Here is a 22,284-nt window from a genome sequence, read left to right on the forward strand (position 1 = left end):
GCGGTAAAAACCGCCGCTAATCTGGGTTCGCACAGCAGGATTTGCCTGCTTTTTTTGGCCCTCGACACGGATGACGATGGTGATGCCCGCCTGCCCCAACAATGTTTTTTTCCATGCTTCACGTCGATGCCAAACCGGCACGACACTGATCGAAGTGCTGGTTGCGCTGTCGATCCTCACGATCGGTCTGCTGGGTGCGGCGCTTATCCAGCTCAATGCGCTCAAGTACACCGACAGCTCTAGGATGGCCAGCCAGGCGAGTTTTATCGCGTACGACATGCTTGACCGGATCCGCGCCAATTCCACCGCTGACTACACCTGGGGACGCGCCGAGCGCGCCCCGCTCAGCAGTCCTTCCTCCAGCGTGCGTGACCTGGACCTGCATGATTTCGAAGCCAATATCCGCGGCTTTGCCGGAGAGAGCGCCAAAGGCTCGGTGGTGGTCAGCGATGATCAAGTCACCGTCAGCATCACTTGGGACGACAGTCGGGGCACCCATACCCCTGGCGCCCGTGAAACATTCACGCTGACCAGCCGTATGGCGGGGGCGCAATGAAGCGTCCTGTGCGAGGTTTTAGCCTGGTGGAACTGCTGCTGGCACTGGCCGTTGGTCTGGTGCTGGTGCTCGGGGTCAGCCAGGTCGCGGTCAGCGCTCGCATGACACACGCCAGCCAGCAGGCAGCCATGCTGTTGCAGGACGATGCGCGGTTTGTCCTGGGCAAGATGGTTCAGGACATTCGCCAGGCCGGTATGTTTGGCTGCCTGGCCACGGCGTTTATCGACAACGCCCCGCCGGCCTTTGATCGGCCAGTGGGCTGGAGTGCCGGTAGCGGGTCAACGGCGCTGATGTTGGTGACGGCTGACGTCGTTGGTGGCACGCCGGACTGGACGGTGCTTTCCGACTGCACCGCAAGCGCTCAGGCTTACGCTGCGCACGGACCGGCGCCTGCTCCCGGGCAGATTCGTTTTGCGATACGCCAACTCACCTACACATTCGAGGCGGGCCAGTTGAAGGTCAGTACGCCCGCCGCACCGGCCAAGGCCGTGCTGGTGGATAACGTGCGCAATTTCGAGATCAGTTTTGGTTTGGCCGCCAAGCCGGAGTCGCTCGGTGTGGTGCGTTACGACACCAGCCCCGGCGACGAGTCGTTGATCCGCAGTGTGCGCATCCGGATGACGCTGCAAGACCCTTCCGGGCGGGTAAAGGACCAAACCTACAGCGTCGTCGCCGCGCTACGAAACCGTCTGGGGTAGGGCGCGAGCATGGAAATGACTCAACGTATTGGTGTGCGGCAGGCGGGGATGGTCCTGCTGATCAGCCTGGTGTTTCTGCTGCTGTTGTCGCTGATCGGCCTGTCTTCGATGCAAGGCGCGGTGTCCCAGCAAAAGATGGCAGCCAGCCTCTGGCATCGCAATCAGTCGCTGCAAAGTGCCGAGAGTGGCCTGAGGTTGGGGGAGTCCAACGTGCAACGGGCGTTTGCCGCCTTGCCGGTGTGCCAGTCGGTTGCCACCTGTGCGCCCCCAGGTGAAGCGCTTCTATTGATTGGCGCCGGGGCGAACCCGGTTTCTGGCGTTGACTGGATCGCGCTCAAGGGTGGTTTCTACGGCATTCAGTCCCTTGGGGAAGCGGTGGGGCTGGCGCATTTACCGCCACAGGCTGTGGCCAATGTGTATCGGGTGACGGCTGTCGGGCTCAGCGGCCAATCACGCACGGTGCTGGAGAGCGTGTATGCGCGGCTGATGGAGGAGGGCGGCCCACGGTTTCGGCGGGTAGCGTGGCGGCAGGTTCAATAAGGAGTGGTGTGATGGGCAGGGATAGCCAGGGTTTTACCCTGATCGAATTACTGATCGCCGTGGCGATCATCGGGTTGCTGGCCGGGATCGTTTACCCCAGCTACACCGGCCATATAAAAAAGGTTTATCGCGCAGAAATCGTCGCCCTGCTGAACGAGCAGGCCCAGTATCTGGAACGGTTTTATACGAGCAACGGTACTTTTATTGACGCCAGCGGCGTCAGTGCGGGCAATGATCGCTATAGAATCACCGCTGCATTGAACCCTCAGGATTTCCGCCTGGTGGCTACGCCAGCCGTCGATTCGGTGATGGCCGGCGACCCTTGCGGCGACTTCAGCCTGACCAGCACCGGCGCCCGGGCCAACCCTGGCGCAGCGCCGGACATGTCGCGCAAGTTGTGCTGGGGGCAGTGATGAGAGTGCTGGAAGATTGGGCGCCGGGTGCGCTTGTCCCTATTTATCGGCTGGATCAAATGATGGCTAAGCAACAGCAGGTGGTGGTTGTCGGTGGTGGCGTAATCGGCTTGTTGACGGCGTTCAACCTGGCCTCTCAGGGGCAGGCGGTGGTGCTGCTGGAGCGTGCAGGCGTGGGGCAGGAGTCGTCCTGGGCCGGCGGCGGTATTGTTTCGCCGTTGTACCCGTGGCGCTACAGCCCGGCGGTCACCGCGCTGGCCCATTGGTCGCAGGATTTTTATCCACAGTTGGCGCAGCGCCTGTTTGCTGCGACTGGTGTTGACCCGGAGGTGCATACCACCGGCTTGTACTGGCTCGACCTGGATGATGAGGCCGAGGCACTTGCCTGGGCTGCACGCGAAGGTCGTCCTTTGAGCAAGGTGGATGTCTGCGCCGCCCATGACGCGGTGCCGGTGCTGGGCAGCGGATATTCCCAGGCGGTGTTCATGGCCAACGTGGCCAACGTGCGCAATCCACGGCTGGTCAAGTCGCTCAAGGCGGCGCTGTTGGCGCTGCCGGACGTGACGCTCCATGAGCAGTGCGAAGTGAGCGGGTTTATTCGGGAGGGTGAGTGCGTGATCGGCGTGAATACACCGGGTGGTCCGATTCTGGGTGATCAGGTGGTGCTGGCAGCGGGGGCGTGGAGCGGTGAGTTGCTCGGCACCCTGGGGCTGTCGCTGCCGGTAGAGCCGGTCAAGGGGCAGATGATTCTGTACAAATGCGCGTCGGACTTTTTGTCGTGCATGGTCCTGGCCAAGGGGCGTTATGCGATCCCTCGGCGTGATGGACATATCTTGATTGGCAGCACATTGGAGCATGAAGGCTTCGACAAGACGCCGACCGAAGCGGCACTGGAAAGCCTCAAGGCTTCAGCGGTGGAGTTGATCCCCGCGTTGGCCGACGCCGAGGTGGTGGGGCATTGGGCCGGCTTGCGTCCGGGGTCGCCGGAAGGCATTCCATATATTGGCCAGGTGCCGGGTTTCAACGGTTTGTGGCTCAACTGCGGGCATTATCGCAACGGCCTGGTGCTCGCTCCGGCGTCCTGCCAGTTGTTTGTGGATCTGCTGCTGGGACGTGCGCCGATCATCGACCCGGCGCCGTATGCTCCCGACGGTCGGATCAACGCTGGATAGACTTCGGCCCTTGCTCCAGATGCGCCTGGGTGCAGTACCACTCCTGGCGTGAATTCAATGCGCGATCCTGCGGCAGGTGCACGCCGCAGTGGGCGCAGCGCACCATCAATGCCGCGTCGGGCTCGGCGGAGCGCTGCTGTTTGGCAGCCGGGCTTTTGAATTTACGCCAGAACCATACTGCGGCGGCAATGACGGCAATCCAGAACAGTAGACGAACCATGATGGGCAGTTTCTCGACAAGGAATGCGCCAGTTTAGCCAAGGACATGGCAGGCGCACAGCGCAATAATGCTTGCCCACAAAAAAGGGAGCCCCCAAGGGCTCCCTTTTTGCGTTGCGTCAACAGATCAGTCGAACACACCGAAGGTCATGTAGCTGAACCACGAGCGGTCCTGATTGTTGCCCAGGGCTTGCGGGGCTTCTTCTTCGATCACGTCGCCGTTCTCGTCGTGGGGCTTGAGCTCCGAAGGAATCGCTTCCTTGGCATCCTGGAACTGCTTCATCACGTCCTGGTTGGCGCGGGTTTCGCCCGGCGGCAGTGGTGGACGGGACTCGATCAGGCCCAGGGTGTACTTGCTCAGCCACGAGCGGTTGTCCGCTTCGGCGACCTGGGGTACGAACTGGCCGTCTTTCAGGCTTGGGTGATGCGGGTAGTTGAGCTTCAGGGTTTCCAGGCTGGTGGTGGCCAGGGCGTCCAGGTGCAGGCGCTGGTAAGCCTCGGTCATCACGGCCAGGCCGTCACCGACGGACGGGGTTTCCTGGAAGTTCTCCACGACATAGCGGCCACGGTTGGCGGCAGCGACATAGGCCTGACGGGTCAGGTAGTAGTGGGCTACGTGGATCTCGTAGGACGCCAGCAGGTTGCGCAGGTAGATCATGCGCTGCTTGGCGTCCGGCGCGTAGCGGCTGTTCGGGTAGCGGCTGGTCAGCTGGGCGAACTCGTTGTAGGAGTCGCGGGCAGCGCCTGGGTCACGCTTGGTCATGTCCAGCGGCAGGAAGCGCGCCAGCAGGCCGACGTCCTGGTCAAACGAGGTCAGGCCCTTGAGGTAGTAGGCGTAGTCAACGTTCGGGTGCTGTGGGTGCAGGCGGATAAAACGCTCGGCGGCGGACTTGGCGGCTTCCGGCTCGGCGTTCTTGTAGTTGGCGTAGATCAACTCAAGCTGGGCCTGGTCGGCGTAGCGCCCGAACGGATAGCGCGACTCCAGTGCCTTCAGCTTCGCTGTGGCGCTGGTGTAGCTATTATTGTCCAAGTCTTTCTGAGCCAGTTGGTACAACTCGACTTCGCTCAGGTTTTCGTCGACGACTTCCTTTGTTGACGAGCAAGCAGCAGTCATGGCGAGGATGGCGATCAGCAGCAGGTGTTTCACTTGCATGGCGGCTTGCGTCCCTATGACGGCCGCTGTCTTGGGCGGGGCCGTCCTGTTATGATGAGCGCCCCGTTGAAAGCCTCGGGGCAAAAGACGCCGTATTTAACCACAAGCGCGCAGCCGAAACCAAAGGCTGTGCCACGCCTAGTCTGAGCATGTCCGATAAAATTGAACTTCGCGCAGAGGTGCCGTCCGAATTGGGCGGCCAACGCCTCGATCAAGTCGCCGCACAATTATTCGCTGAGCACTCGCGCTCGCGCCTTTCCGCCTGGATCAAAGACGGCCGCCTGACTGTGGATGGAGCGGTTATCCGCCCGCGAGACATAGTCCATGGCGGTGCGATTCTTGAGCTGACTGCCGAGCAGGAAGCCCAGGGAGAATGGGTCGCCCAAGACATCGAGCTGGACATCGTCTATGAAGACGACGACATCCTGGTCATCAACAAACCCGCAGGCCTGGTGGTTCACCCGGCAGCCGGGCACGCTGATGGCACTTTGCTCAATGCCCTGTTGCACCACGTGCCGGACATCATCAATGTCCCGCGCTGCGGCATCGTGCACCGTCTGGACAAAGACACCACCGGCTTGATGGTGGTGGCCAAGACCATTCAGGCGCAGACGCAGCTGGTCACACAACTGCAGAGCCGCAGCGTCAGCCGGATCTACGAGTGCATCGTGATTGGCGTAGTGGTGGCCGGTGGCAAGATCAACGCGCCGATCGGTCGTCACGGCCAGCAGCGCCAGCGTATGGCGGTGATGGAAGGCGGCAAGCAAGCCGTCAGCCACTACCGTGTGCTGGAGCGTTTCCGTTCCCACACCCACGTGCGGGTCAAGCTGGAAACCGGTCGTACCCACCAGATTCGTGTGCACATGGCCCACATCAACTTCCCGTTGGTCGGGGATCCGGCCTACGGCGGTCGCTTCCGCATTCCGCCGGCGGCGAGTCAGACCATGGTTGAGTCGCTGAAGTCGTTCCCGCGCCAGGCGCTGCATGCACGCTTCCTGGAACTGGATCATCCGACGAGCGGTAAGCGGATGAGCTGGGAATCGCCTCTACCAGACGATCTGGTCTGGTTGTTGTCGTTGCTCAAGCAGGATCGCGAGGCGTTTATCGGATGAGTGACTGGCTGATTCCTGACTGGCCCGCGCCGGCTCGGGTAAAGGCCTGCGTCACCACCCGTGCGGGCGGCGTCAGTCTGGCGCCGTTCGACAGCCTCAACCTGGGCGATCACGTCGAGGACAGCCTGGAGGCCGTCCTCGAGAATCGCCGCCGTCTGAGCGATGCGTTCGATGTCCGGCCGGCCTGGCTGCGTCAGGTTCATGGTGTGACCGTGGTCGAAGCTGACCCAGACCGCACCGCTGAAGCCGATGGCAGTTGGACCAGCACCCCAGGTATCGCCTGCACGTCCATGACTGCCGATTGCCTGCCCGCGTTGTTCTGCAACCGTGCCGGTACTCGCGTCGCCGCAGCCCATGCCGGTTGGCGTGGCCTGGCGGCTGGCGTGCTGGAAGCCGCTTTTGAAAGCCTGGATGCCGAACCCGGCGAGGTTCTGGTCTGGCTCGGCCCGGCCATTGGCCCGCAAGCGTTTGAAGTCGGCCCGGAAGTGCGGGAAGCCTTCGTGCAGCAATTGCCGATCACCGCCGAAGCTTTCGTGCCCAGTCGCAACCCCGGCAAGTTCATGGCTGACATCTATAAGCTCGCGCGCCTGCGCCTTGCCGCACGCGGTGTAACTGCTGTTTATGGTGGCGGTTTCTGCACCGTGACCGATCCGCGCTTCTTTTCTTACCGCCGCAGTCCTCGCACCGGTCGGTTTGCCTCCCTTATCTGGCTTGCACGCTAAACTCTTCTGACCTAGGTCAACTGTCCGACGCTTGAAACTCCCAGAATCCACCCCATCTATAAGGGTATCTGGCAGGTTTCTTCATTCAGGATGTTTTATAGCTCCGGCCTGCTCAAAAGGAAGGTGACTAATGCGTATTGATCGTTTAACCAGCAAATTACAGTTGGCATTATCTGACTCTCAATCCCTGGCGGTGGGCCTCGACCATCCGGCCATTGAGCCTGCGCACTTGATGCAGGCGCTCCTGGAGCAGCAAGGTGGTTCTATCAAGCCCTTGCTGATGCAGGTGGGCTTCGACGTCAACAGCCTGCGCAAGGAGTTGAGCAAAGAGCTCGACCAATTGCCGAAAATCCAAAATCCGACCGGCGACGTGAATATGTCCCAGGACTTGGCGCGCCTGCTTAACCAAGCGGACCGCCTGGCCCAGCAAAAGGGCGACCAGTTCATCTCCAGCGAACTGGTGCTGCTCGCCGCCATGGACGAAAACAGCAAACTCGGCAAGTTGTTGCTGGGCCAGGGCGTGAGCAAGAAAGCCCTGGAAAACGCCATCAACAACCTGCGTGGCGGCGACGCGGTGAACGACCCCAATCATGAGGAGTCGCGCCAGGCCCTGGACAAATACACCGTCGACCTGACCAAGCGCGCCGAAGACGGCAAGCTTGACCCGGTGATCGGGCGTGATGATGAAATCCGTCGCACCATCCAGGTCCTGCAACGTCGCACCAAGAACAACCCGGTGCTGATCGGTGAGCCTGGCGTAGGTAAAACCGCGATTGCCGAAGGTCTGGCCCAGCGCATCATCAATGGTGAAGTGCCGGACGGCCTTAAAGGCAAGCGCCTGCTGTCCCTGGACATGGGGGCGTTGATCGCTGGCGCCAAGTTCCGTGGTGAGTTCGAAGAGCGCCTCAAATCCCTGCTGAATGAACTGTCGAAGCAGGAAGGGCAGATCATTCTGTTTATCGACGAACTGCACACCATGGTCGGCGCCGGTAAAGGCGAGGGCTCGATGGATGCGGGCAACATGCTCAAGCCAGCGTTGGCGCGGGGTGAGTTGCATTGCGTCGGTGCCACTACGCTCAACGAGTATCGCCAGTACATTGAAAAGGACGCGGCCCTTGAACGTCGTTTCCAGAAAGTGCTGGTGGAAGAGCCGAGCGAAGAAGACACCATCGCGATCCTGCGTGGCCTGAAAGAGCGTTATGAGGTCCACCACAAAGTGGCCATCACTGACGGCGCGATCATTGCGGCGGCGAAATTGAGCCATCGCTATATCACTGACCGGCAGTTGCCCGACAAGGCCATCGACTTGATCGACGAAGCGGCCAGCCGCATTCGCATGGAGATCGACTCCAAGCCGGAAGTGCTCGACCGTCTGGATCGGCGTCTGATTCAACTTAAAGTTGAATCCCAGGCCCTGAAGAAAGAAGAGGACGACGCGGCGAGAAAACGCCTGGAAAAACTCCAGGAAGAAATCGTCCGTCTGGAACGCGAGTATTCGGATCTGGAAGAAATCTGGACTTCGGAAAAAGCCGAAGTGCAGGGCTCTGCGCAGATCCAGCAGAAAATCGAGCAGTCCCGCCAGGAGCTGGAAGCAGCGCGCCGTAAAGGCGACCTGAACCGCATGGCCGAGTTGCAGTACGGGGTGATCCCGGACCTGGAACGCAGCCTGCAAATGGTCGACCAGCATGGCCACAGCGAGAACCAGTTGCTGCGCAGCAAGGTGACCGAGGAAGAAATTGCCGAAGTCGTCTCGAAGTGGACCGGCATTCCAGTGTCGAAAATGCTCGAAGGCGAGCGCGACAAGCTGCTGAAGATGGAAAGCCTGTTGCACCAGCGTGTGATTGGCCAGGAAGAAGCCGTGGTGGCTGTGTCCAACGCGGTACGGCGTTCGCGGGCCGGGTTGTCCGACCCGAACCGTCCGAGCGGCTCGTTCATGTTCCTCGGCCCAACCGGCGTGGGTAAGACCGAGTTGTGCAAGGCCTTGGCCGAGTTCCTCTTTGATACTGAAGAGGCCATGGTGCGGATCGATATGTCCGAATTCATGGAGAAACACTCGGTGGCTCGTTTGATTGGTGCGCCACCAGGCTATGTGGGCTACGAGGAAGGTGGCTACCTGACCGAAGCCGTGCGGCGTAAGCCTTACTCGGTGATCCTGCTGGATGAGGTCGAGAAGGCCCACCCGGACGTGTTCAACGTGTTGCTGCAGGTGTTGGAAGATGGCCGGCTGACGGACAGCCACGGACGTACCGTGGACTTCCGCAACACGGTGATCGTGATGACCTCCAACCTGGGCTCTGCGCAGATCCAGGAGTTGGTCGGAGATCGTGAAGGCCAGCGTGCTGCGGTGATGGATGCGCTGACCAGTCACTTCCGCCCGGAATTTATCAACCGGGTCGATGAAGTGGTGATCTTCGAGCCTCTGGCGCGGGATCAGATCGCTGGTATCACCGAGATCCAGCTGGGTCGTCTGCGCAGCCGCCTCGCCGAGCGCGAGCTGGACCTGGTGCTGAGCAGCGAGGCGTTGGACAAGTTGATCGCGGTTGGTTACGACCCGGTGTATGGCGCACGGCCTTTGAAACGTGCGATCCAGCGCTGGATCGAGAACCCGCTGGCGCAGCTGATCCTGTCGGGCAGTTTCATGCCTGGCACCAGCGTCGAAGCGACCGTGGAAAACGACGAAATCGTCTTCCACTAAGCCTCTTCAGTGGCGTAATAAAAGAAGGCCCCGCATCGCGGGGCCTTTTTTTTTCGATAGGGCGTTGAACTGTAAGGAAAAGGCTTGTAAAGTGCGCCCCGCAGCAACGTCAGCCCACGGGTTTCTTCTCCCCAAGAAGAAATCAGAAACAAGCGCAAATCATTGTCTTAAAAGCAATTTAAAGGGTTGACAGGGGTTTTTAAGATTGTAGAATAGCGCGCCTCAGACACGACAACGTAGCGATACGGAAGCGTCGAAGAGAAGGCTACACCGCAGTAGAAGTTGTACATTGAAATATGTTGTTCCGTGATAGCTCAGTCGGTAGAGCAAATGACTGTTAATCATTGGGTCCCAGGTTCGAGTCCTGGTCACGGAGCCAATTTCAAATCGGGGTATAGCGCAGTCCGGTAGCGCGCCTGCTTTGGGAGCAGGATGTCGGGAGTTCGAATCCCCCTACCCCGACCATTTTTGGGTCGTTAGCTCAGTTGGTAGAGCAGTTGGCTTTTAACCAATTGGTCGTAGGTTCGAATCCCACACGACCCACCATTTTTGAAACCAGTTAACGCTGGAATCGAATCTTAAGATCAGAGGCCAAAAGCGCTGATCGAAGAAGGCGACTGAAAGGTCGCCTTTTTATTACCGGGGTATAGCGCAGTCCGGTAGCGCGCCTGCTTTGGGAGCAGGATGTCGGGAGTTCGAATCCCCCTACCCCGACCATATTAAAAATCCTCGTATCGAAAGATACGGGGATTTTTTTTGCCTGCAAAAACCTGAATTCACCGCAAAGCAAATGTGGGAGCGGGCTTGCTCGCGAAAGCGGTGTGTCAGTCAGTACATCTGGCACTGAACCACCGCATTCGCGAGCAAGCCCGCTCCCACATTTATCAGGTCACATTCCAGACCCCGGTTGTTAATGCAATTTGAGGCGTGGTTCAGTCCCGCGGCCAATCCTGCTGCCCAGCATCAACATCGCCGTGCGAAAGAAGCCATACAGCGCCATCTGGTGCATGCGGTACAGCGACACATAGAACATCCGCGCCAACCAGCCCTCCAGCATCACGCTGCCAGTGAGGTTGCCCATCAAGTTACCCACAGCGGAAAAACGCGACAGCGAAATCAGCGAGCCGTAGTCAGTGTACTTGTAGCTCGGCAGGGCCTTGCCTTCGATGCGCAATTTCAGCGACTTGGCCAGCAATGAAGCCTGCTGGTGAGCCGCCTGGGCTCGTGGCGGTACGTTGCGGTCGGTGCCCGGCTGCGGGCAGGCGGCGCAATCGCCAAAGGCGAAGATGTTCTCGTCACGGGTGGTTTGCAGCGTCGGCAGCACTTGCAGCTGGTTGATGCGGTTGGTTTCCAGGCCATCGATGTCCTTGAGGAAACCCGGTGCGCGAATCCCGGCGGCCCAGACTTTCAGGCTGGCAGGAATCACCTGGCCGCTGCTGGTAATCAGCGCGTCGGCGGTCACTTCGCTGACCGCCGAGTTTGTCAGCACGGTCACGCCGAGCTTCTCCAGGGTTTTATGCACAGGTCCACCGATGCGTTCCGGCAGGGCAGGCAACACCCGTGGGCCGGCTTCGATCAGGGTGATGTGCATATTTTCCGGTTTGATCCGGTCCAGGCCATAGGCCGCCAGTTCATGGGCTGCGTTATGCAGTTCGGCCGCCAGCTCGACGCCTGTGGCGCCGGCACCGACGATAGCCACGCTGATCTGCTCGACAGCATCAGTCTGCCCGGCATGCGCGCGCAGATAGTGGTTGAGCAATTGCTGGTGGAAACGCTCGGCCTGCTTGCGTGTGTCGAGGAACAGGCAGTGCTGCGCTGCGCCTTCGGTGCCGAAGTCGTTGGTGGTGCTGCCGACGGCGATCACCAGGCTGTCATAGTCCAGTACGCGCGCGGGCACCAGTTCGCGGCCTTCTTCATCGAGGGTGGCGGCCAGCTGGATTTTCTTCTGTTCACGATCAAGCCCGCTCATGCGGCCCAGCTGGAACTCGAAGTGGTTCCATTTGGCTTGGGCGACATAATTGAGTTCGTCTTCCGAAGAGTTCAGCGAGCCGGCGGCCACTTCGTGCAGCAGGGGCTTCCAGATGTGGGTCAGGTTGGTGTCCACCAGCGTGATGCTGGCGGTGCCGCGCTTGCCCAGAGTCTTACCCAGGCGGGTAGCCAACTCCAGGCCGCCGGCGCCGCCGCCGACGATAATAATACGATGGGTCATGGGGGTATCTCGCAAGGCTAAAAGAAATCGGAGCAGTTACCCCCGCGAGCGCCAGGCAGCTCATAGCGTCAGGTAACTCAAAAGGCGGCTCAACAGACCGAGGCCGATCACTGCAACCAGCACCACGCCGAGGAGCAGCCACGGCCGGAAAGGCTTGCGCTCGACTCGGTTCTGGGAGAGTTGCAGGTACTCTTCGACATGCTGTTGGTCATCGGGGTTCAGGCGGCTGGTCATAAAGGCCTCGTCAGGTAGACGTTGCAAAAGGGCGCCACGTTACAGTCCGGGGGCTCAGAGGCTGATGCCCACGTCGAACACTATGCTGCGGCCCAGGTTGTTGCGCAAGAAATCCGGCGCGTCGGGGTGAGCGAACAGCACCCGTGCAAACGTTGGCCCCACCAGCGACAGCGAGCGCCAGCCCTGGCGCAGGTATTCCGTCGGCGGTGGGAAGTGGCTGTTGAGGTCGAGCACTTCGCGCTTGAGGCTGGTGAAGGCGATGAGATCCAGCTCGCCCAGGTCCATGCCGCGTTCTTTATAGTTGTGCGCCTTTTTGCGCAGCGTCGGCGCCAGGCGCAACAGGAATTCATGGGCCGGGATCCGCCGCGGCTTGGCTTCACGGCGCACCAGTTGGCTGAGGGAGAACGCGCTGCGTCGGCGCAGCAACTCGTCGCGCCATTCGTCGTTCAGGCGCCGGCCTTCATCCAGTACAAAAAATACTTCGAAGCTGGCGTCGCGAAACAGCACGTCCGGCGGCTCTTGCCCGGCGGCGTGGAACTCTTCAACGCGGTAGGGCACATTCAAGCCTTGCAGCAGGCGCTGGCAGACCCAACGCTCACGCTCCCATTTGCGGGCATTGGACAAAAACGCGTTGGCTTGTTCGGCCGCTACCGTGAGCAGGCGCAAGTAATCTGAGTCATCCATGCTTGCAGCTTAGCGTTCAAATGATGACCGCAGGAAGTCCCGTTGCATAAGCTCGGTGTAGACTGCCTACTCGACCGTTATTCAAGCATGGGGGCCGCCGTGATCAGTGCTGCAGTGCTCGCACCACAAACCCTTGGCCTTGGCTGGCTGTTATTTGTGCCTGTGGTGGTGTGGGCGATTTTGCGTTCGCCGTGGGTCGAGCTGTTCGCCGACCGACGGCGCCAGCATTTGCTGTTCGGCACGGTGTTCGCACTGTTCATGCTCTGGTTGGTACGCAGGGATTTCGATACCGGGGTGTCCTACCATTTCATCGGCATGACCGCCGTGACCCTGCTGCTGGATTGGCCCCTGGCCATTGTCGGTGGCTTTGCCGCCCAGCTCGGCTTGATGCTGCTGGGGCGCCAGGATCTGGCCGCGCTTGGCGTCAACGGCCTGCTGCTGATCGTGTTGCCGGTGCTGGTCACTGAAGGCTGCGCGCTGCTGGTGGAGCGCGCACAGCCTCGCAACCCCTTTGTGTATATCTTCTGCTCCGGTTTTTTCGCCGCCGCCCTGTCAGCCTTGCTCTGTCTGCTGCTCGGGCTGGGCTTGCTGTGGTTCGACGGACGTTTCGCCATGCCGGAATGGCTGGAAGACTTTGTCGGTTACCTATGGCTGATCATCTTTCCCGAAGCCTTTATCAACGGCATGGTCATCAGCGCCCTGGTAGTGTTTTGCCCTGAATGGCTGGAGACCTTCAACCGTACCCGCTACCTCTCGGCGCCCTGGAATGACGACGATTCGCGGCGTTGATCCAGATCAAATCCTGTCGGCACGCGCAGGCCCATGCTCTGCGAAATTTTCCAGGAGCACGAATCATGAGTGTGTATGAGTGGGCACGGCAGGAGTTGCGCAGAAGCCAGGACGCAGCGCAGGAAATCGGTTTTGACCCCGGCTTGACCCTGCGCGCCATGCTCAGCGCGGTGGTGCAGCAGAGCAAGGGCGTGCGCAGTTTCGAAGACCTGGCCGACGAACTGCAATACCTTGCAGAAAACCTCGACGACCAGCAGGAATACGCCTTTATGCGGCCTTAGTGGCGCGGTGTCAGGTCTTCGGAAAACAGCTCGTCCTCGGCATCCGGCGCCACGGGAATCTTGTGTTCCTCAGCTGCCCAGGCGCCCAGGTCGATGAGTTTGCAACGGTCCGAGCAGAACGGCCGGTTGAGGTTGGTCGCTGTCCATTCCACGGGTGCGCCGCAGGTTGGGCAGTCGACGGTCAAGGGTTGGCTCATGATCGGCCTCCACGCAAAGTAAGGTAAAAGTGGTGCAGTCGCTCGACCTCGCTGTGCAGCCAGGCGAGGTCCTTGTCGTTGACCAGCACGTCATCGGCATGGCTCAGGCGCTCTTCGCGGCTCGATTGGGCCTTGAGGATCGCCTGCACCTGCTGCTCGCTGATGCCATCGCGCTGCAGGGTACGCTGAATCTGCAGCGATTGCGGCACGTCGATCACCAGGATGCGCTGGGTCATGCTGTGCTGGCCGGACTCGATCAGCAGCGGCGACACCAGGATCGCGTAAGGCGACTGCGCGCGCGCCAGGTGGCTGCGAATCTCTTCGCCAATCAACGGGTGCAGCAAGCCTTCCAGCCAGCGGCGCTCTTCGGGGATTTCAAAGATCAGCTTGCGCAACGCTGCGCGGTCCAGTTGGCCGTCAGGCTGCAGCACGCTTGCGCCAAAATGCTCGGCAATGCGTGCCAGTGCCGGCCGGCCAGGCTCGACGACCCAGCGGGCGGCGTGGTCGGCGTCCACCAGGTCGACACCCAGGTCGATAAAGTGTTGCGCCGCCGCGCTTTTGCCGCTGCCGATGCCGCCAGTGAGGCCAAGAATCCAGGGTGTTGCAACAGAAGTGGTCATCTGAAACCGACGGACTGCAAATAGAAGTCGGTTATTTGACCACCCCAGAGCAATGCAATCCAGCCGGCAATTGCCAGATAAGGACCGAACGGCATCGGGGTCGACGCTTCGGTCTTGCGCAGGCGCATCAGGATCAGCCCGACAAACACCCCCAGCAATGAAGACATCAGCAGGGTCATCGGCAGGATCTGCCAGCCGCCCCAGGCACCCAGCAGGGCCAGTAACTTGAAGTCTCCATGGCCCATACCGTCCTTGCCGGTGGCGAGTTTGAACAGCCAGAACACTGTCCATAGGCTCATATAGCCGATCACTGCACCCCACAGCGCATCGGGCAGTGTCACCAGCAACTCGAAACTGTTGAGGACCAGCCCCAGCCACATCAGCGGCAGTACCAGAACATCCGGCAGTAGTTGGTGGTCCGCATCGATCAGGCTCATGGCCAGCAGGCCCCAGGTCAGCAGCATCACCGCTGCCGCTGGCCAGCCAAAACCGAAGTGCCAGGCAACCACGGCCGAAAGCAGCGCGCAGGCCAGTTCGGTGCAGGGGTAGCGTGCACTGATCGGCTCACGGCAATGAGCGCAGCGCCCCCTGAGGAGCAGGAAGCTCAACAGCGGGATGTTTTCCCAGGGACGAATCGGCTGATTGCAATGCGGGCAGCAGGAGTTGGGGTGCATCAGGTTGTAGGTCGGGCCGGGTGGCTCGGTCGGCAGGCCGAGGACTTCCTGGGCCTGGGCGCGCCATTCGCGTTCGAGCATTTTCGGCAGACGCCACACCAGCACGTTGAGAAAGCTGCCGACGATCAGGCCCAGCACCAGCGCCATGCCGATAAAGGCCCAAGGGTGTTCGCTCAGCAGCAAGCTCAAAATGCCGACCCCAACTGGAAGACTGGCAGGTACATTGCGATCACCAGCGCACCGACAATCCCTCCCAGTATGACCATGATCAGCGGTTCCATCAGGCTGGTGAGGTGGTCGACCAGTGTGTCCACGTCAGCCTCATAGTGGTTTGCCACCTTTTCCAGCATGCGGTCCAACGTGCCGGACTCTTCGCCGATAACGGTCATCTGGATCGCCATGGCTGGAAACAGGCCGCTGGTGGTCATGGATTGATTCAACTGAATACCTGTGGATACATCGTCGCGCAGGCGCTCGATGGCTTGTCTGAATGGCCCGTTGCCGACGGCGCAGGCGACCGAGTCCAATGCCTGCACCAGGGGGACGCCTGCACTGAACGTAGTCGAGAGTGTGCGAGCGTAGCGGGCGACGGCGGACTTTTTCAACAGTGTGCCTGCCAGGGGCGCTTTCAACAAACCGGCTTGCAGCCGGTGGCGAAACCCTGGGGACACACGATAGGCCCGGCGCAGCCCGGCCACTGCCGTGCCCAGGCCGAGTGCGAGCAGCCACCAGGCGTTGCGCAGGAATTCCGACAGGGCAATGACCACCTGGGTAAAGCCGGGCAATTTGCCGCCGCTGCCGGCGAACAGGGTCTGGAACTGTGGCACGACGTGCACCAGCAGCAACGTGCTGACTACGCCGGCGACCACCAGCACAGCCGCTGGGTAGGTCATGGCTTTTTTGATCCGCGCCTTGAGCTGCTGGGTTTTCTCCAGGTGCAGCGCCACGCGTTCCAACAGGGTTTCCAGGGCGCCTGCCTGCTCGCCCGCGGCAATCAAGTTGCAGTACAACGCATCGAAATGGCGCGGCTGTTTACGCAGTGCCGTGGCCAGGTTGCTGCCGCCGGCGATCTCCTGTTTCAAGCTTTTGATCAGCACCTGCATGCGCCGGTTTTCCCAGCCCTCTGCGAGGATGTCGAGGGCTTGCAGCAGCGCAATTCCGGCTTTCAGCAGCGTCGCCAACTGTCGGGTGAAGAGGGCGATGTCGGCGGATTTGATCGGTGGGGCGAGGTCTGGAAAAACACGGGAGCGCTGGCGCACACGCTCGGGGCAGATGCCTTGTTGGCGCAGTTGCGCCTTGATCAGCGCAGGGTTGTGGCCGACGGTTTGCCCGGACACCCTGTGCCCTTTGCGGTTGATGCCTTCCCAGGCGTAGATCGTTGACGCGTTGTCCATATCACTGCTCCGCATGCCGGTGGTGGAGAATTTATAGCGTAGTCAGGTGACGGATTCGGGCGCGCGGGTGGTGCACGATAAAATGTCAGAATGTGCGTCTTGGATACGATTGGCCGCTCGAGGGTGAGTACACTGGCGCGGCTGCACACTACGGGGCGCAGGATGCGCCTTGTCATAGGTTTTATTCTGGAGAGTGAATGTGATGCGTCAGAAAGGCTTTACCCTGATCGAGTTGTTGATCGTCGTGGCAATCATTGGCATTTTGGCCACCATCGGCCTGCCGATGTACACCACGCACCAGGCCAAGGCCAAGTTCACGGCGGGGCTGGCGGAAATCACCGCGTTGAAGGCCGGTTACGAGGACGTCTTCAATCAAGGCACCGTGCCGACCCTCCCCCTGATCGGTGGCACCAGCCCGACCGCCAACTGCAAGATCGATGTGGCGGGGGATGTGGCCACGGGCACCGGTTCCATCAGTTGCGAAATCCTCGACGCCCCGGCGCCGGTGCTGGGCAAGACCATCACGTTGACCCGTGATGCGACCAAGGGCTGGAAGTGTGTTACCAGCGCTGAAGCAAAATACGTTGCCAAGGGCTGTGGCGCCGACGGCGCGTAACGACCCAACCATCCACACGGACGTAGAGGTGGACGATGGTCTTTTCCATACGGCAGCGCGGTAACGTTTTCCTGGTGCTGGCGGTGTGCCTGCTGGTGCTGGGGATCTGTGTGCCGTTCGGCGGTCATGATCTTCAGCGCACGATCCAGATTGCCCTGGCGCTGCTCGCGCTGCTGTATGGGTTGTCGGTCAACCACGGGCCGTGGCTGGATCGGCCCGCCGCCATAGGCCTGGCGCTGGTGATCGCGCTGGGGATGATTTCCTCGGGGCTGGCGCACCAACCGCTCTGGGCGTTCACCGAGGTGTCACTGTTTATCAGTTGCGGCCTGATTGCCGTGGCGTTTGCCGCGGTGCGCCGCGAGGGGGGGGAGCGCCTGGATCGTGTGCTGATCCTGATCGTGGTGCTGCTGTGCCTGGTCAAGTCGGCCCAGTACCTGTATGCCGGCATGCTGGCGTTTACCAGTGGCCAGCGCCTGCTGGACCCGGATCTGCTGCTGTCAGGCTTCTCCAACAAACGTTTCTACGGTCAATTTCAGACCTTCACGCTGCCGTTTCTGGCGCTTCCCTTGCTGTTGCCCACGCTCTCTCGCCCAGTGCGCGCTGCGGTGTTGGCGTTGCTGTGCGTATGGTGGTTGATCGCAATCAGCGGCGGTACGCGCGGTACTTGGCTGGGCCTGGGCACGGCTGGGGTGCTGCTGGCGGCGCTGGGGCCAGGAGGGCGGCGCTGGGTGGCCTGGCAACTGGCGGCGGCGGGCGGCGGGTTGCTGCTGTACTGGCTGCTGTTCACGGGGCTGGCGGGCTACTTGGGGATCGAGTTGTCCAGCGGTGCCGGCGATCGTCTCACCACGTCGCTGTCTGGGCGTGGGCCGATCTGGTGGCAGGCCTGGCATATGATCGTCGAGCGGCCTTGGCTGGGGTTCGGGCCGATGCAGTTTGCCGATATTCCCAACGTGATTGCGGCCCATCCCCATCAGGCGATTCTGCAATGGGCCAGCGAGTGGGGTGTGCCATCAACCCTGGTTGTCATTGCGCTGGCCTGGCGTGGCGGTTGGGCCACGCTCGGTGTACTGCGTGAACGTGGGTTGTCGACCCAGCGTGTGGATTTGTTGCGTCTGTGCCTGTTCGCGGCCTTGGTCGCTGCGCTGGTGCAGTCGATGGTCGATGGAGTGATCGTGATGCCTATCTCGCAACTGTGGCTGGCACTGGTGGTGGGTTGGCTGCTGGCGCTGCATCCGCGAGTGCCGGGCGCTGCCGCGCTGCCGATGGTCGCGGGTGTATGGACGGTGCTGAGTGTCGTGGCCGTTGGTCTGCTGATATTTGTTGCTGCACGTGATGTACCGCACATCACGCAGGCGCAGCAGCGCTACATCGATGCGACCCATAACCACCTGCAGCCACGCTTCTGGGCCCAGGGGGTAATCGCGCTGCCACGTCCGTGAGTTGCCGGACACCCGATGCGGTGCTAGCTTTAGCCCACCGCCCGTGTAGCTCAGTTGGTAGAGCAGCGCACTCGTAACGCGAAGGTCGCAGGTTCGATTCCTGTCTCGGGCAAAAAGGCAGCACTGTTTTCAGATGATCCCAAGAATGGTTCTGAAGGCCAGACGAGTCGGTATTCACGCCCGCTCTTTTGTATCTGCGAGACCTTGATGACCCAGATGCATCCCCATTCCTCGATCTAAGAGAACGACATGACCACGACTGAAATGACCCAGGAAGTTCGGCACGCCAAAGCCCTCGAAAAATACATCGAGGAGTCGCCGCAGCTTAAAGAAGAGATCAAGGATTTGAGCGCTGATGACCGGCGTGATCAGATCCAGTGGGCATTCGAGGATGAGGCCGAGAGCCAGGGCCTGCAGCCTTGGGAATTGACCCTCAAGTACACCTCGACACCGGAAGAGTTCGAAGATGCACGCTTGGCCTTGCACAAGGAGGCGGCCGAAGTGTTGGGCGTCGAATGGGAAGAATACTGCGAGATGAATAATCTGGTGGTCTGAGCCAAGCGTGTTGTGGCGAGGCAGCAAGCCCCCTCGCCACAACAGCAAGCTGGTGCCTGGCCTCAGATACTGAGGCGCATCGATAGATCCACCGCCTTCACGTCCTTGGTCATCGCGCCGATGGAGATGTAGTCCACACCGGTTTGCGCGATAGGCAGCAACGTACTTTCATTGATCCCGCCACTGGCCTCCAGCTTGGCCTTGCCGGCATTCAGACGAACGGCTTCACGCATATCGTCCAGGCTCAGTTCGTCGAGCATGATGATGTCGGCGCCTGCCGCCAGCGCTTCACGCAACTCTTCCAGGCTTTCCACTTCGATTTCCACCGGTTTGCCCGGGGCGATCTTGTGCGCGGCAGTAATGGCCTGGGCGATGCCACCACAGGCGGCGATATGGTTTTCCTTGATCAGGAACGCGTCATACAAACCGATGCGGTGGTTGTGGCAGCCGCCACAGGTGACTGCGTATTTCTGCGCCAGGCGCAGGCCAGGCAGAGTCTTGCGGGTGTCCAGCAGCTTGACCTGGGTGCTCGCGACAAAATCCGCCAGGAACCGGGCACGCGTCGCCACGCCTGACAGCAGTTGCAAGAAATTCAGTGCGCTGCGTTCGCCGCTGAGCAGCGAGCGTGCGGGGCCTTCGAGGTGGAACAGCGCCTGGTTGGGGCTGACACGCTCACCGTCGGCCACCTGCCAGTGCACCGCAACCCGTGGGTCCAGCTGGCGGAACACGGCATCTACCCAGGCTGTGCCGGCAATCACCGCCGCATCACGGGTAATGATGGTGGCCTTGGCCAGCCGCTCGGCCGGGATCAACTGCGCGGTGATGTCGCCGCTGCCGATGTCTTCGAGCAGCGCGCGGCGCACGTTGGCTTCGATTTCGGCGGTGAGGTCGGCAAGACGGAGATTCGGCATAACAGGCTCCACAAACAAAGTGCCCCGATTATAGGGGCAGTGTGCGCCCGAACCCAGAACCCACCGCTCAATTGCTGCCAAATGACAGAGTTCGCTGGCGCAACTGCCCCTCTTTGCAAGATAATCTCGCGCCTTGCAATTGGCGTCATAGCTTTGACGTCTTGGTGATGACTGGAATCGCGCAGCGCCCGCCCCATCATTCCCCAACAGACACCGCCGTATCAGGAGGCCAGGATGCACTATGACGGAAAGGTGGTGCCCATTAGCAAGGCACACACCACGCCATCGCCGCTCGCGCGCTTGCCGGTGGTGTTGCTGCAGGTTCGCGACAAGGCGGCGCAGCAGTTGCAGCAGGGCTTGCAGGAGTTGTTCGATAACGCCGACGACACCCTGTTCGAGATGGCCGACAAGGCGCGCAACAACCTCGATCACCACATTTTTTTTGAAGCCATGCGCGACTTGCGCCTCAAGCGCAAGAATTTCGAGCGTGTGTTCATGGAGCAGCTGTTCGCGGCCTTCGCCAACCTGGGCCTGGCCGGGCAGGGGGAGCGGCAGTTGGTGCCGGTGGTGTCCTACGACGCAGTGCCGGGGACGTCCAGCGATGAGTTGGAAAAAGCCGTGGCACTGGAGGCCATGTTGGGGCGGGTGCGACACCGCGACGGCCTGGCCCTGGGCCAACTGACGGCGCGCTTGAGCGCCTTGCTGGACAAGTGCCTGGATGAGCGCGAAAACCCGCTGGGGCCTGCGCTGTTATGTGAGTTCTTCCTGCGTGCGGGGCGCAGCCTTGGCGTGGAGATCCGCGTCAAGCTGATCATGCTCAAGCTGTTTGAAAAATACGTGCTCAGCGACGCCGACCAACTGTACGGCGAAGCCAACCGATTGCTGGTTGCCACCGGCGTATTGCCTGAACTCAAGGCCGCACCGTCGCGGCGTCCCGGCGGGCGAACGGCCCGTGAGGGCTTGCGTGAAGACAGCGTGCCGAACGCTGATCCGCCGCTCGATGAGAACGGCCAGCAAGCGTTTGCCGCCCTGCAGGCATTGCTCAAGGCCGTGCGTGGCGGCGTGGCGCCCACCCTGGAAGCCAGCGCCGAACCACAACCGATCGCCACCCGCGACCTGTTGCGGCTGCTGTCCCATTTGCAGCAGTACGTGCCTGCGTCAGAAACCGAAGATGATGTCGACCTGCGCAACCAGCTTGGGCAACTGCTGACCCGGGTCAGCGTCAAGAGTGGCAAGTCCCGGGTGGTGGAAGTTGCGGACGAAGACGTGATCAACCTGATCGCCATGTTGTTCGAGTTCATTCGCAAGGACTGCAATCTGCCGGACCCCTTCAAGGCGTTGATCGCGCGATTGCAGATCCCGCTGCTGAAAGTCGCGGTGCTGGATAAAAGCTTTTTCAGCCGCGCCAGCCATCCGGCGCGGCGGCTGCTCAATGAAATCGCCGCTGTTGCCCTGGGCTGGAGCCCTCGCGAAGATTATTCGCGTGACTACCTCTACCTGCGTATCGAGCAGGTAGTGCAGCGTCTGCTGAATGATTTTGTGGAAGACCCGGCGATTTTTTCCCAACTGCTCGTAGAGTTCACGGCTTTTACCGCCGATGAGCAACGTCGCAGCGAGCTGGTCGAGCAACACACCCGCGATGCCGAAGACACGCGCGTACGCACCGACGCCGCCCGCCAGCGGGTGGCCGATGTGCTTAATCGTCGGCTGCTGGGCAAGACCTTGCCGCAAGCCGTGGTGCAATTCCTGCAACAGGCCTGGAGCCAGGTGCTGTTGCTGGCCAGCCTCAAGCATGGCGAGCAGTCGGTGCAGTGGCTGGCAGCGTTGCGCACCATGGACGATTTGATCTGGAGCGTGGGCCTGCAGGACGACACCGAGGCCGGGCGGCATCTGCTGGCGCGGCTGCCGGGATTGCTCAAGGCTCTGCGCGACGGTCTGACCAGCGCGGCGTTCGACCCGTTCAGCACCCGTGAATTCTTCATCCGCCTCCAAGCGTTGCACGTGCAGCCACTGGACGGCGTCGAAACCTTGAGCGTTGTGCGCGAGCCCTTTGTATTTAGTGCCGAGTTGCCCGACGCCGCCGAGGATTTGCCGAGTGACGATCCCGACCTGATCAACGCCTACCAGACGCGCATTGGTGACTGGATCGAGTTCCAGGACGGCGCGGACACCGTGCAGCGTTGCAAGCTGACGACGATCGTCGCGCCGGCCAATCGCTACGTGTTCATCAACCGCACCGGGCTCAAGGTGCTGGAGCAGCGTGTGGGGCAATTGGCGCTTGGATTCAAGCGTGGCAACTTGCGCAGGCTTGACGACGGGTTGCTGTTCGACCGGGCGCTGGCCTCGGTGCTGGGCCACCTGCGTCAACTCAATCGCGCCAAGGCATCGCAACCATAGGCTT

Annotated in this window: 24 protein-coding genes and 5 tRNA genes; 19 read left to right on the plus strand and 10 right to left on the minus strand. The window is 61.0% G+C overall.

Annotation, left to right across the window (positions count from 1 at the left end):
• The first annotated feature begins 82 nt into the window (after positions 1–82).
• The 5 genes from pilV to thiO all read left to right on the plus strand — a co-directional run bounded on the left by pilV (position 83) and on the right by thiO (position 3,379).
• Positions 83–556 carry a type IV pilus modification protein PilV gene (gene pilV, locus PSH81_RS03950; protein WP_305392752.1) on the plus strand — a complete coding sequence of 158 codons (474 nt, stop codon included), beginning with the start codon at positions 83–85 and terminating at the stop codon, positions 554–556.
• A complete protein-coding gene (locus PSH81_RS03955; protein WP_305392048.1) occupies positions 553–1,254 on the plus strand; it encodes a prepilin-type N-terminal cleavage/methylation domain-containing protein in 702 nt (233 codons plus the stop codon). The genes pilV and PSH81_RS03955 overlap by 4 nt, the downstream gene beginning before the upstream one ends.
• A gap of 9 nt (positions 1,255–1,263) precedes the next feature.
• Positions 1,264–1,794: a PilX N-terminal domain-containing pilus assembly protein gene (locus PSH81_RS03960; protein ID WP_192297751.1), complete on the plus strand. Its 531-nt coding sequence runs from the start codon at positions 1,264–1,266 to the stop codon at positions 1,792–1,794.
• Positions 1,795–1,805: 11 nt separating this feature from the next.
• Positions 1,806–2,207 carry a type IV pilin protein gene (locus PSH81_RS03965; protein WP_226456526.1) on the plus strand — a complete coding sequence of 134 codons (402 nt, stop codon included), beginning with the start codon at positions 1,806–1,808 and terminating at the stop codon, positions 2,205–2,207.
• A 62-nt stretch (positions 2,208–2,269) separates the two neighbouring features.
• Positions 2,270–3,379: a glycine oxidase ThiO gene (gene thiO, locus PSH81_RS03970; protein ID WP_305392049.1), complete on the plus strand. Its 1,110-nt coding sequence runs from the start codon at positions 2,270–2,272 to the stop codon at positions 3,377–3,379.
• On the opposite strand, the gene PSH81_RS03975 is transcribed toward thiO, so the two are convergent.
• Both PSH81_RS03975 and PSH81_RS03980 read right to left on the minus strand, forming a co-directional pair.
• Positions 3,366–3,599 carry a PP0621 family protein gene (locus tag PSH81_RS03975; RefSeq protein WP_192297748.1) on the minus strand — a complete coding sequence of 78 codons (234 nt, stop codon included), beginning with the start codon at positions 3,597–3,599 and terminating at the stop codon, positions 3,366–3,368. The genes thiO and PSH81_RS03975 overlap by 14 nt on opposite strands.
• Positions 3,600–3,725: 126 nt before the next feature.
• The gene (locus PSH81_RS03980; protein WP_305392050.1) at positions 3,726–4,751 is read right to left on the minus strand and encodes an outer membrane protein assembly factor BamD; all 1,026 of its coding nucleotides are present in this window, start codon (positions 4,749–4,751) and stop codon (positions 3,726–3,728) included.
• A 149-nt stretch (positions 4,752–4,900) separates the two neighbouring features.
• On the opposite strand from PSH81_RS03980, the gene rluD reads away from it, so the two are divergent.
• From rluD to PSH81_RS04015, 7 genes are all read left to right on the plus strand, one after another.
• The gene (gene rluD, locus PSH81_RS03985; protein ID WP_005784662.1) at positions 4,901–5,863 is read left to right on the plus strand and encodes a 23S rRNA pseudouridine(1911/1915/1917) synthase RluD; all 963 of its coding nucleotides are present in this window, start codon (positions 4,901–4,903) and stop codon (positions 5,861–5,863) included.
• The gene (pgeF, locus tag PSH81_RS03990; protein ID WP_305392051.1) at positions 5,860–6,585 is read left to right on the plus strand and encodes a peptidoglycan editing factor PgeF; all 726 of its coding nucleotides are present in this window, start codon (positions 5,860–5,862) and stop codon (positions 6,583–6,585) included. The genes rluD and pgeF overlap by 4 nt, the downstream gene beginning before the upstream one ends.
• A gap of 130 nt (positions 6,586–6,715) precedes the next feature.
• Positions 6,716–9,280, plus strand: a complete 2,565-nt coding sequence (gene clpB, locus PSH81_RS03995; protein WP_305392052.1) for an ATP-dependent chaperone ClpB — start codon at positions 6,716–6,718, stop codon at positions 9,278–9,280.
• Positions 9,281–9,583: 303 nt separating this feature from the next.
• Positions 9,584–9,659 (plus strand) — tRNA-Asn (locus PSH81_RS04000).
• Positions 9,660–9,668: 9 nt separating this feature from the next.
• Positions 9,669–9,745 (plus strand) — tRNA-Pro (locus PSH81_RS04005).
• 5 nt (positions 9,746–9,750) lie between these two features.
• Positions 9,751–9,826 (plus strand) — tRNA-Lys (locus tag PSH81_RS04010).
• A 94-nt stretch (positions 9,827–9,920) separates the two neighbouring features.
• Positions 9,921–9,997: transfer RNA gene (locus PSH81_RS04015), tRNA-Pro, on the plus strand.
• Positions 9,998–10,190: 193 nt separating this feature from the next.
• Here the strand turns inward: PSH81_RS04015 and PSH81_RS04020 are convergent.
• Genes PSH81_RS04020 through PSH81_RS04030 form a run of 3 tightly spaced genes read right to left on the minus strand, consistent with a single transcriptional unit; the run spans position 10,191 to position 12,407 of the window.
• The gene (locus PSH81_RS04020) at positions 10,191–11,489 is read right to left on the minus strand and encodes an NAD(P)/FAD-dependent oxidoreductase (RefSeq protein WP_192297744.1); all 1,299 of its coding nucleotides are present in this window, start codon (positions 11,487–11,489) and stop codon (positions 10,191–10,193) included.
• A gap of 60 nt (positions 11,490–11,549) precedes the next feature.
• Positions 11,550–11,723 carry a DUF3094 family protein gene (locus PSH81_RS04025; protein ID WP_064450648.1) on the minus strand — a complete coding sequence of 58 codons (174 nt, stop codon included), beginning with the start codon at positions 11,721–11,723 and terminating at the stop codon, positions 11,550–11,552.
• Between the two features lie 54 nt (positions 11,724–11,777).
• Positions 11,778–12,407: a DUF1780 domain-containing protein gene (locus PSH81_RS04030; protein WP_003188431.1), complete on the minus strand. Its 630-nt coding sequence runs from the start codon at positions 12,405–12,407 to the stop codon at positions 11,778–11,780.
• 99 nt (positions 12,408–12,506) lie between these two features.
• On the opposite strand from PSH81_RS04030, the gene PSH81_RS04035 reads away from it, so the two are divergent.
• The gene (locus PSH81_RS04035) at positions 12,507–13,196 is read left to right on the plus strand and encodes an energy-coupling factor ABC transporter permease (protein WP_192297840.1); all 690 of its coding nucleotides are present in this window, start codon (positions 12,507–12,509) and stop codon (positions 13,194–13,196) included.
• A 65-nt stretch (positions 13,197–13,261) separates the two neighbouring features.
• Positions 13,262–13,477 carry a hypothetical protein gene (locus PSH81_RS04040; protein ID WP_003171680.1) on the plus strand — a complete coding sequence of 72 codons (216 nt, stop codon included), beginning with the start codon at positions 13,262–13,264 and terminating at the stop codon, positions 13,475–13,477.
• On the opposite strand, the gene yacG is transcribed toward PSH81_RS04040, so the two are convergent.
• The 4 genes from yacG to PSH81_RS04060 are packed head-to-tail and all read right to left on the minus strand — an operon-like array spanning position 13,474 to position 16,362.
• On the minus strand, positions 13,474–13,674 hold the full coding sequence (yacG, locus tag PSH81_RS04045; RefSeq protein WP_017737928.1) for a DNA gyrase inhibitor YacG: 201 nt from the start codon (positions 13,672–13,674) through the stop codon (positions 13,474–13,476). The genes PSH81_RS04040 and yacG overlap by 4 nt on opposite strands.
• Positions 13,671–14,294 (minus strand): dephospho-CoA kinase, encoded by a 624-nt coding sequence (coaE, locus tag PSH81_RS04050; protein WP_305392053.1) that lies wholly within the window; start codon positions 14,292–14,294, stop codon positions 13,671–13,673. Before coaE ends, yacG begins: the two co-directional genes overlap by 4 nt.
• Entirely contained in the window at positions 14,291–15,157 is an 867-nt protein-coding gene (locus PSH81_RS04055; protein ID WP_305392054.1) for an A24 family peptidase, read from the minus strand. The genes coaE and PSH81_RS04055 overlap by 4 nt, the downstream gene beginning before the upstream one ends.
• On the minus strand, positions 15,154–16,362 hold the full coding sequence (locus PSH81_RS04060; RefSeq protein WP_305392055.1) for a type II secretion system F family protein: 1,209 nt from the start codon (positions 16,360–16,362) through the stop codon (positions 15,154–15,156). The genes PSH81_RS04055 and PSH81_RS04060 overlap by 4 nt, the downstream gene beginning before the upstream one ends.
• 202 nt (positions 16,363–16,564) lie before the next feature.
• Between PSH81_RS04060 and PSH81_RS04065 the strand changes: the two genes are divergently transcribed.
• The 4 genes from PSH81_RS04065 (at position 16,565) to PSH81_RS04080 (ending at position 18,972) form a co-directional block, all read left to right on the plus strand.
• Positions 16,565–16,978, plus strand: a complete 414-nt coding sequence (locus PSH81_RS04065; protein WP_230412800.1) for a pilin — start codon at positions 16,565–16,567, stop codon at positions 16,976–16,978.
• 35 nt (positions 16,979–17,013) lie between these two features.
• Positions 17,014–18,417 (plus strand): O-antigen ligase, encoded by a 1,404-nt coding sequence (locus PSH81_RS04070; RefSeq protein WP_305392056.1) that lies wholly within the window; start codon positions 17,014–17,016, stop codon positions 18,415–18,417.
• Between the two features lie 39 nt (positions 18,418–18,456).
• Positions 18,457–18,529: transfer RNA gene (locus PSH81_RS04075), tRNA-Thr, on the plus strand.
• Positions 18,530–18,666: 137 nt separating this feature from the next.
• Positions 18,667–18,972: a DUF6388 family protein gene (locus PSH81_RS04080; RefSeq protein WP_226456518.1), complete on the plus strand. Its 306-nt coding sequence runs from the start codon at positions 18,667–18,669 to the stop codon at positions 18,970–18,972.
• Between the two features lie 62 nt (positions 18,973–19,034).
• Here PSH81_RS04080 and nadC read toward each other — a convergent pair whose 3' ends face one another.
• Entirely contained in the window at positions 19,035–19,883 is an 849-nt protein-coding gene (gene nadC, locus PSH81_RS04085) for a carboxylating nicotinate-nucleotide diphosphorylase (RefSeq protein ID WP_305392057.1), read from the minus strand.
• A gap of 234 nt (positions 19,884–20,117) precedes the next feature.
• Between nadC and PSH81_RS04090 the strand changes: the two genes are divergently transcribed.
• Positions 20,118–22,280 (plus strand): DUF1631 domain-containing protein, encoded by a 2,163-nt coding sequence (locus PSH81_RS04090; protein ID WP_226456515.1) that lies wholly within the window; start codon positions 20,118–20,120, stop codon positions 22,278–22,280.
• Positions 22,281–22,284 lie beyond the last annotated feature (4 nt).

Source organism: Pseudomonas sp. FP2335 (genome assembly GCF_030687535.1).
Lineage (GTDB): Bacteria > Pseudomonadota > Gammaproteobacteria > Pseudomonadales > Pseudomonadaceae > Aquipseudomonas.

Coding starts and splice junctions, on each gene's coding strand:
- rluD (WP_005784662.1), top strand. CDS start 4,901: ATGTCCGATAAAATTGAACTTCGCGCAGAGGTGCCGTCCGAATTGGGC.
- PSH81_RS04065 (WP_230412800.1), top strand. CDS start 16,565: ATGCGTCAGAAAGGCTTTACCCTGATCGAGTTGTTGATCGTCGTGGCA.
- PSH81_RS04090 (WP_226456515.1), top strand. CDS start 20,118: ATGCACTATGACGGAAAGGTGGTGCCCATTAGCAAGGCACACACCACG.
- PSH81_RS03965 (WP_226456526.1), top strand. CDS start 1,806: ATGGGCAGGGATAGCCAGGGTTTTACCCTGATCGAATTACTGATCGCC.
- PSH81_RS04040 (WP_003171680.1), top strand. CDS start 13,262: ATGAGTGTGTATGAGTGGGCACGGCAGGAGTTGCGCAGAAGCCAGGAC.
- PSH81_RS04060 (WP_305392055.1), bottom strand. CDS start 16,362: ATGGACAACGCGTCAACGATCTACGCCTGGGAAGGCATCAACCGCAAA.
- PSH81_RS04070 (WP_305392056.1), top strand. CDS start 17,014: ATGGTCTTTTCCATACGGCAGCGCGGTAACGTTTTCCTGGTGCTGGCG.
- coaE (WP_305392053.1), bottom strand. CDS start 14,294: ATGACCACTTCTGTTGCAACACCCTGGATTCTTGGCCTCACTGGCGGC.
- PSH81_RS03955 (WP_305392048.1), top strand. CDS start 553: ATGAAGCGTCCTGTGCGAGGTTTTAGCCTGGTGGAACTGCTGCTGGCA.
- yacG (WP_017737928.1), bottom strand. CDS start 13,674: ATGAGCCAACCCTTGACCGTCGACTGCCCAACCTGCGGCGCACCCGTG.
- PSH81_RS04020 (WP_192297744.1), bottom strand. CDS start 11,489: ATGACCCATCGTATTATTATCGTCGGCGGCGGCGCCGGCGGCCTGGAG.
- PSH81_RS03960 (WP_192297751.1), top strand. CDS start 1,264: ATGGAAATGACTCAACGTATTGGTGTGCGGCAGGCGGGGATGGTCCTG.
- thiO (WP_305392049.1), top strand. CDS start 2,270: ATGGCTAAGCAACAGCAGGTGGTGGTTGTCGGTGGTGGCGTAATCGGC.
- PSH81_RS04080 (WP_226456518.1), top strand. CDS start 18,667: ATGACCACGACTGAAATGACCCAGGAAGTTCGGCACGCCAAAGCCCTC.
- pilV (WP_305392752.1), top strand. CDS start 83: ATGCCCGCCTGCCCCAACAATGTTTTTTTCCATGCTTCACGTCGATGC.
- pgeF (WP_305392051.1), top strand. CDS start 5,860: ATGAGTGACTGGCTGATTCCTGACTGGCCCGCGCCGGCTCGGGTAAAG.
- PSH81_RS03980 (WP_305392050.1), bottom strand. CDS start 4,751: ATGCAAGTGAAACACCTGCTGCTGATCGCCATCCTCGCCATGACTGCT.
- PSH81_RS04030 (WP_003188431.1), bottom strand. CDS start 12,407: ATGGATGACTCAGATTACTTGCGCCTGCTCACGGTAGCGGCCGAACAA.
- PSH81_RS03975 (WP_192297748.1), bottom strand. CDS start 3,599: ATGGTTCGTCTACTGTTCTGGATTGCCGTCATTGCCGCCGCAGTATGG.
- PSH81_RS04025 (WP_064450648.1), bottom strand. CDS start 11,723: ATGACCAGCCGCCTGAACCCCGATGACCAACAGCATGTCGAAGAGTAC.
- nadC (WP_305392057.1), bottom strand. CDS start 19,883: ATGCCGAATCTCCGTCTTGCCGACCTCACCGCCGAAATCGAAGCCAAC.
- clpB (WP_305392052.1), top strand. CDS start 6,716: ATGCGTATTGATCGTTTAACCAGCAAATTACAGTTGGCATTATCTGAC.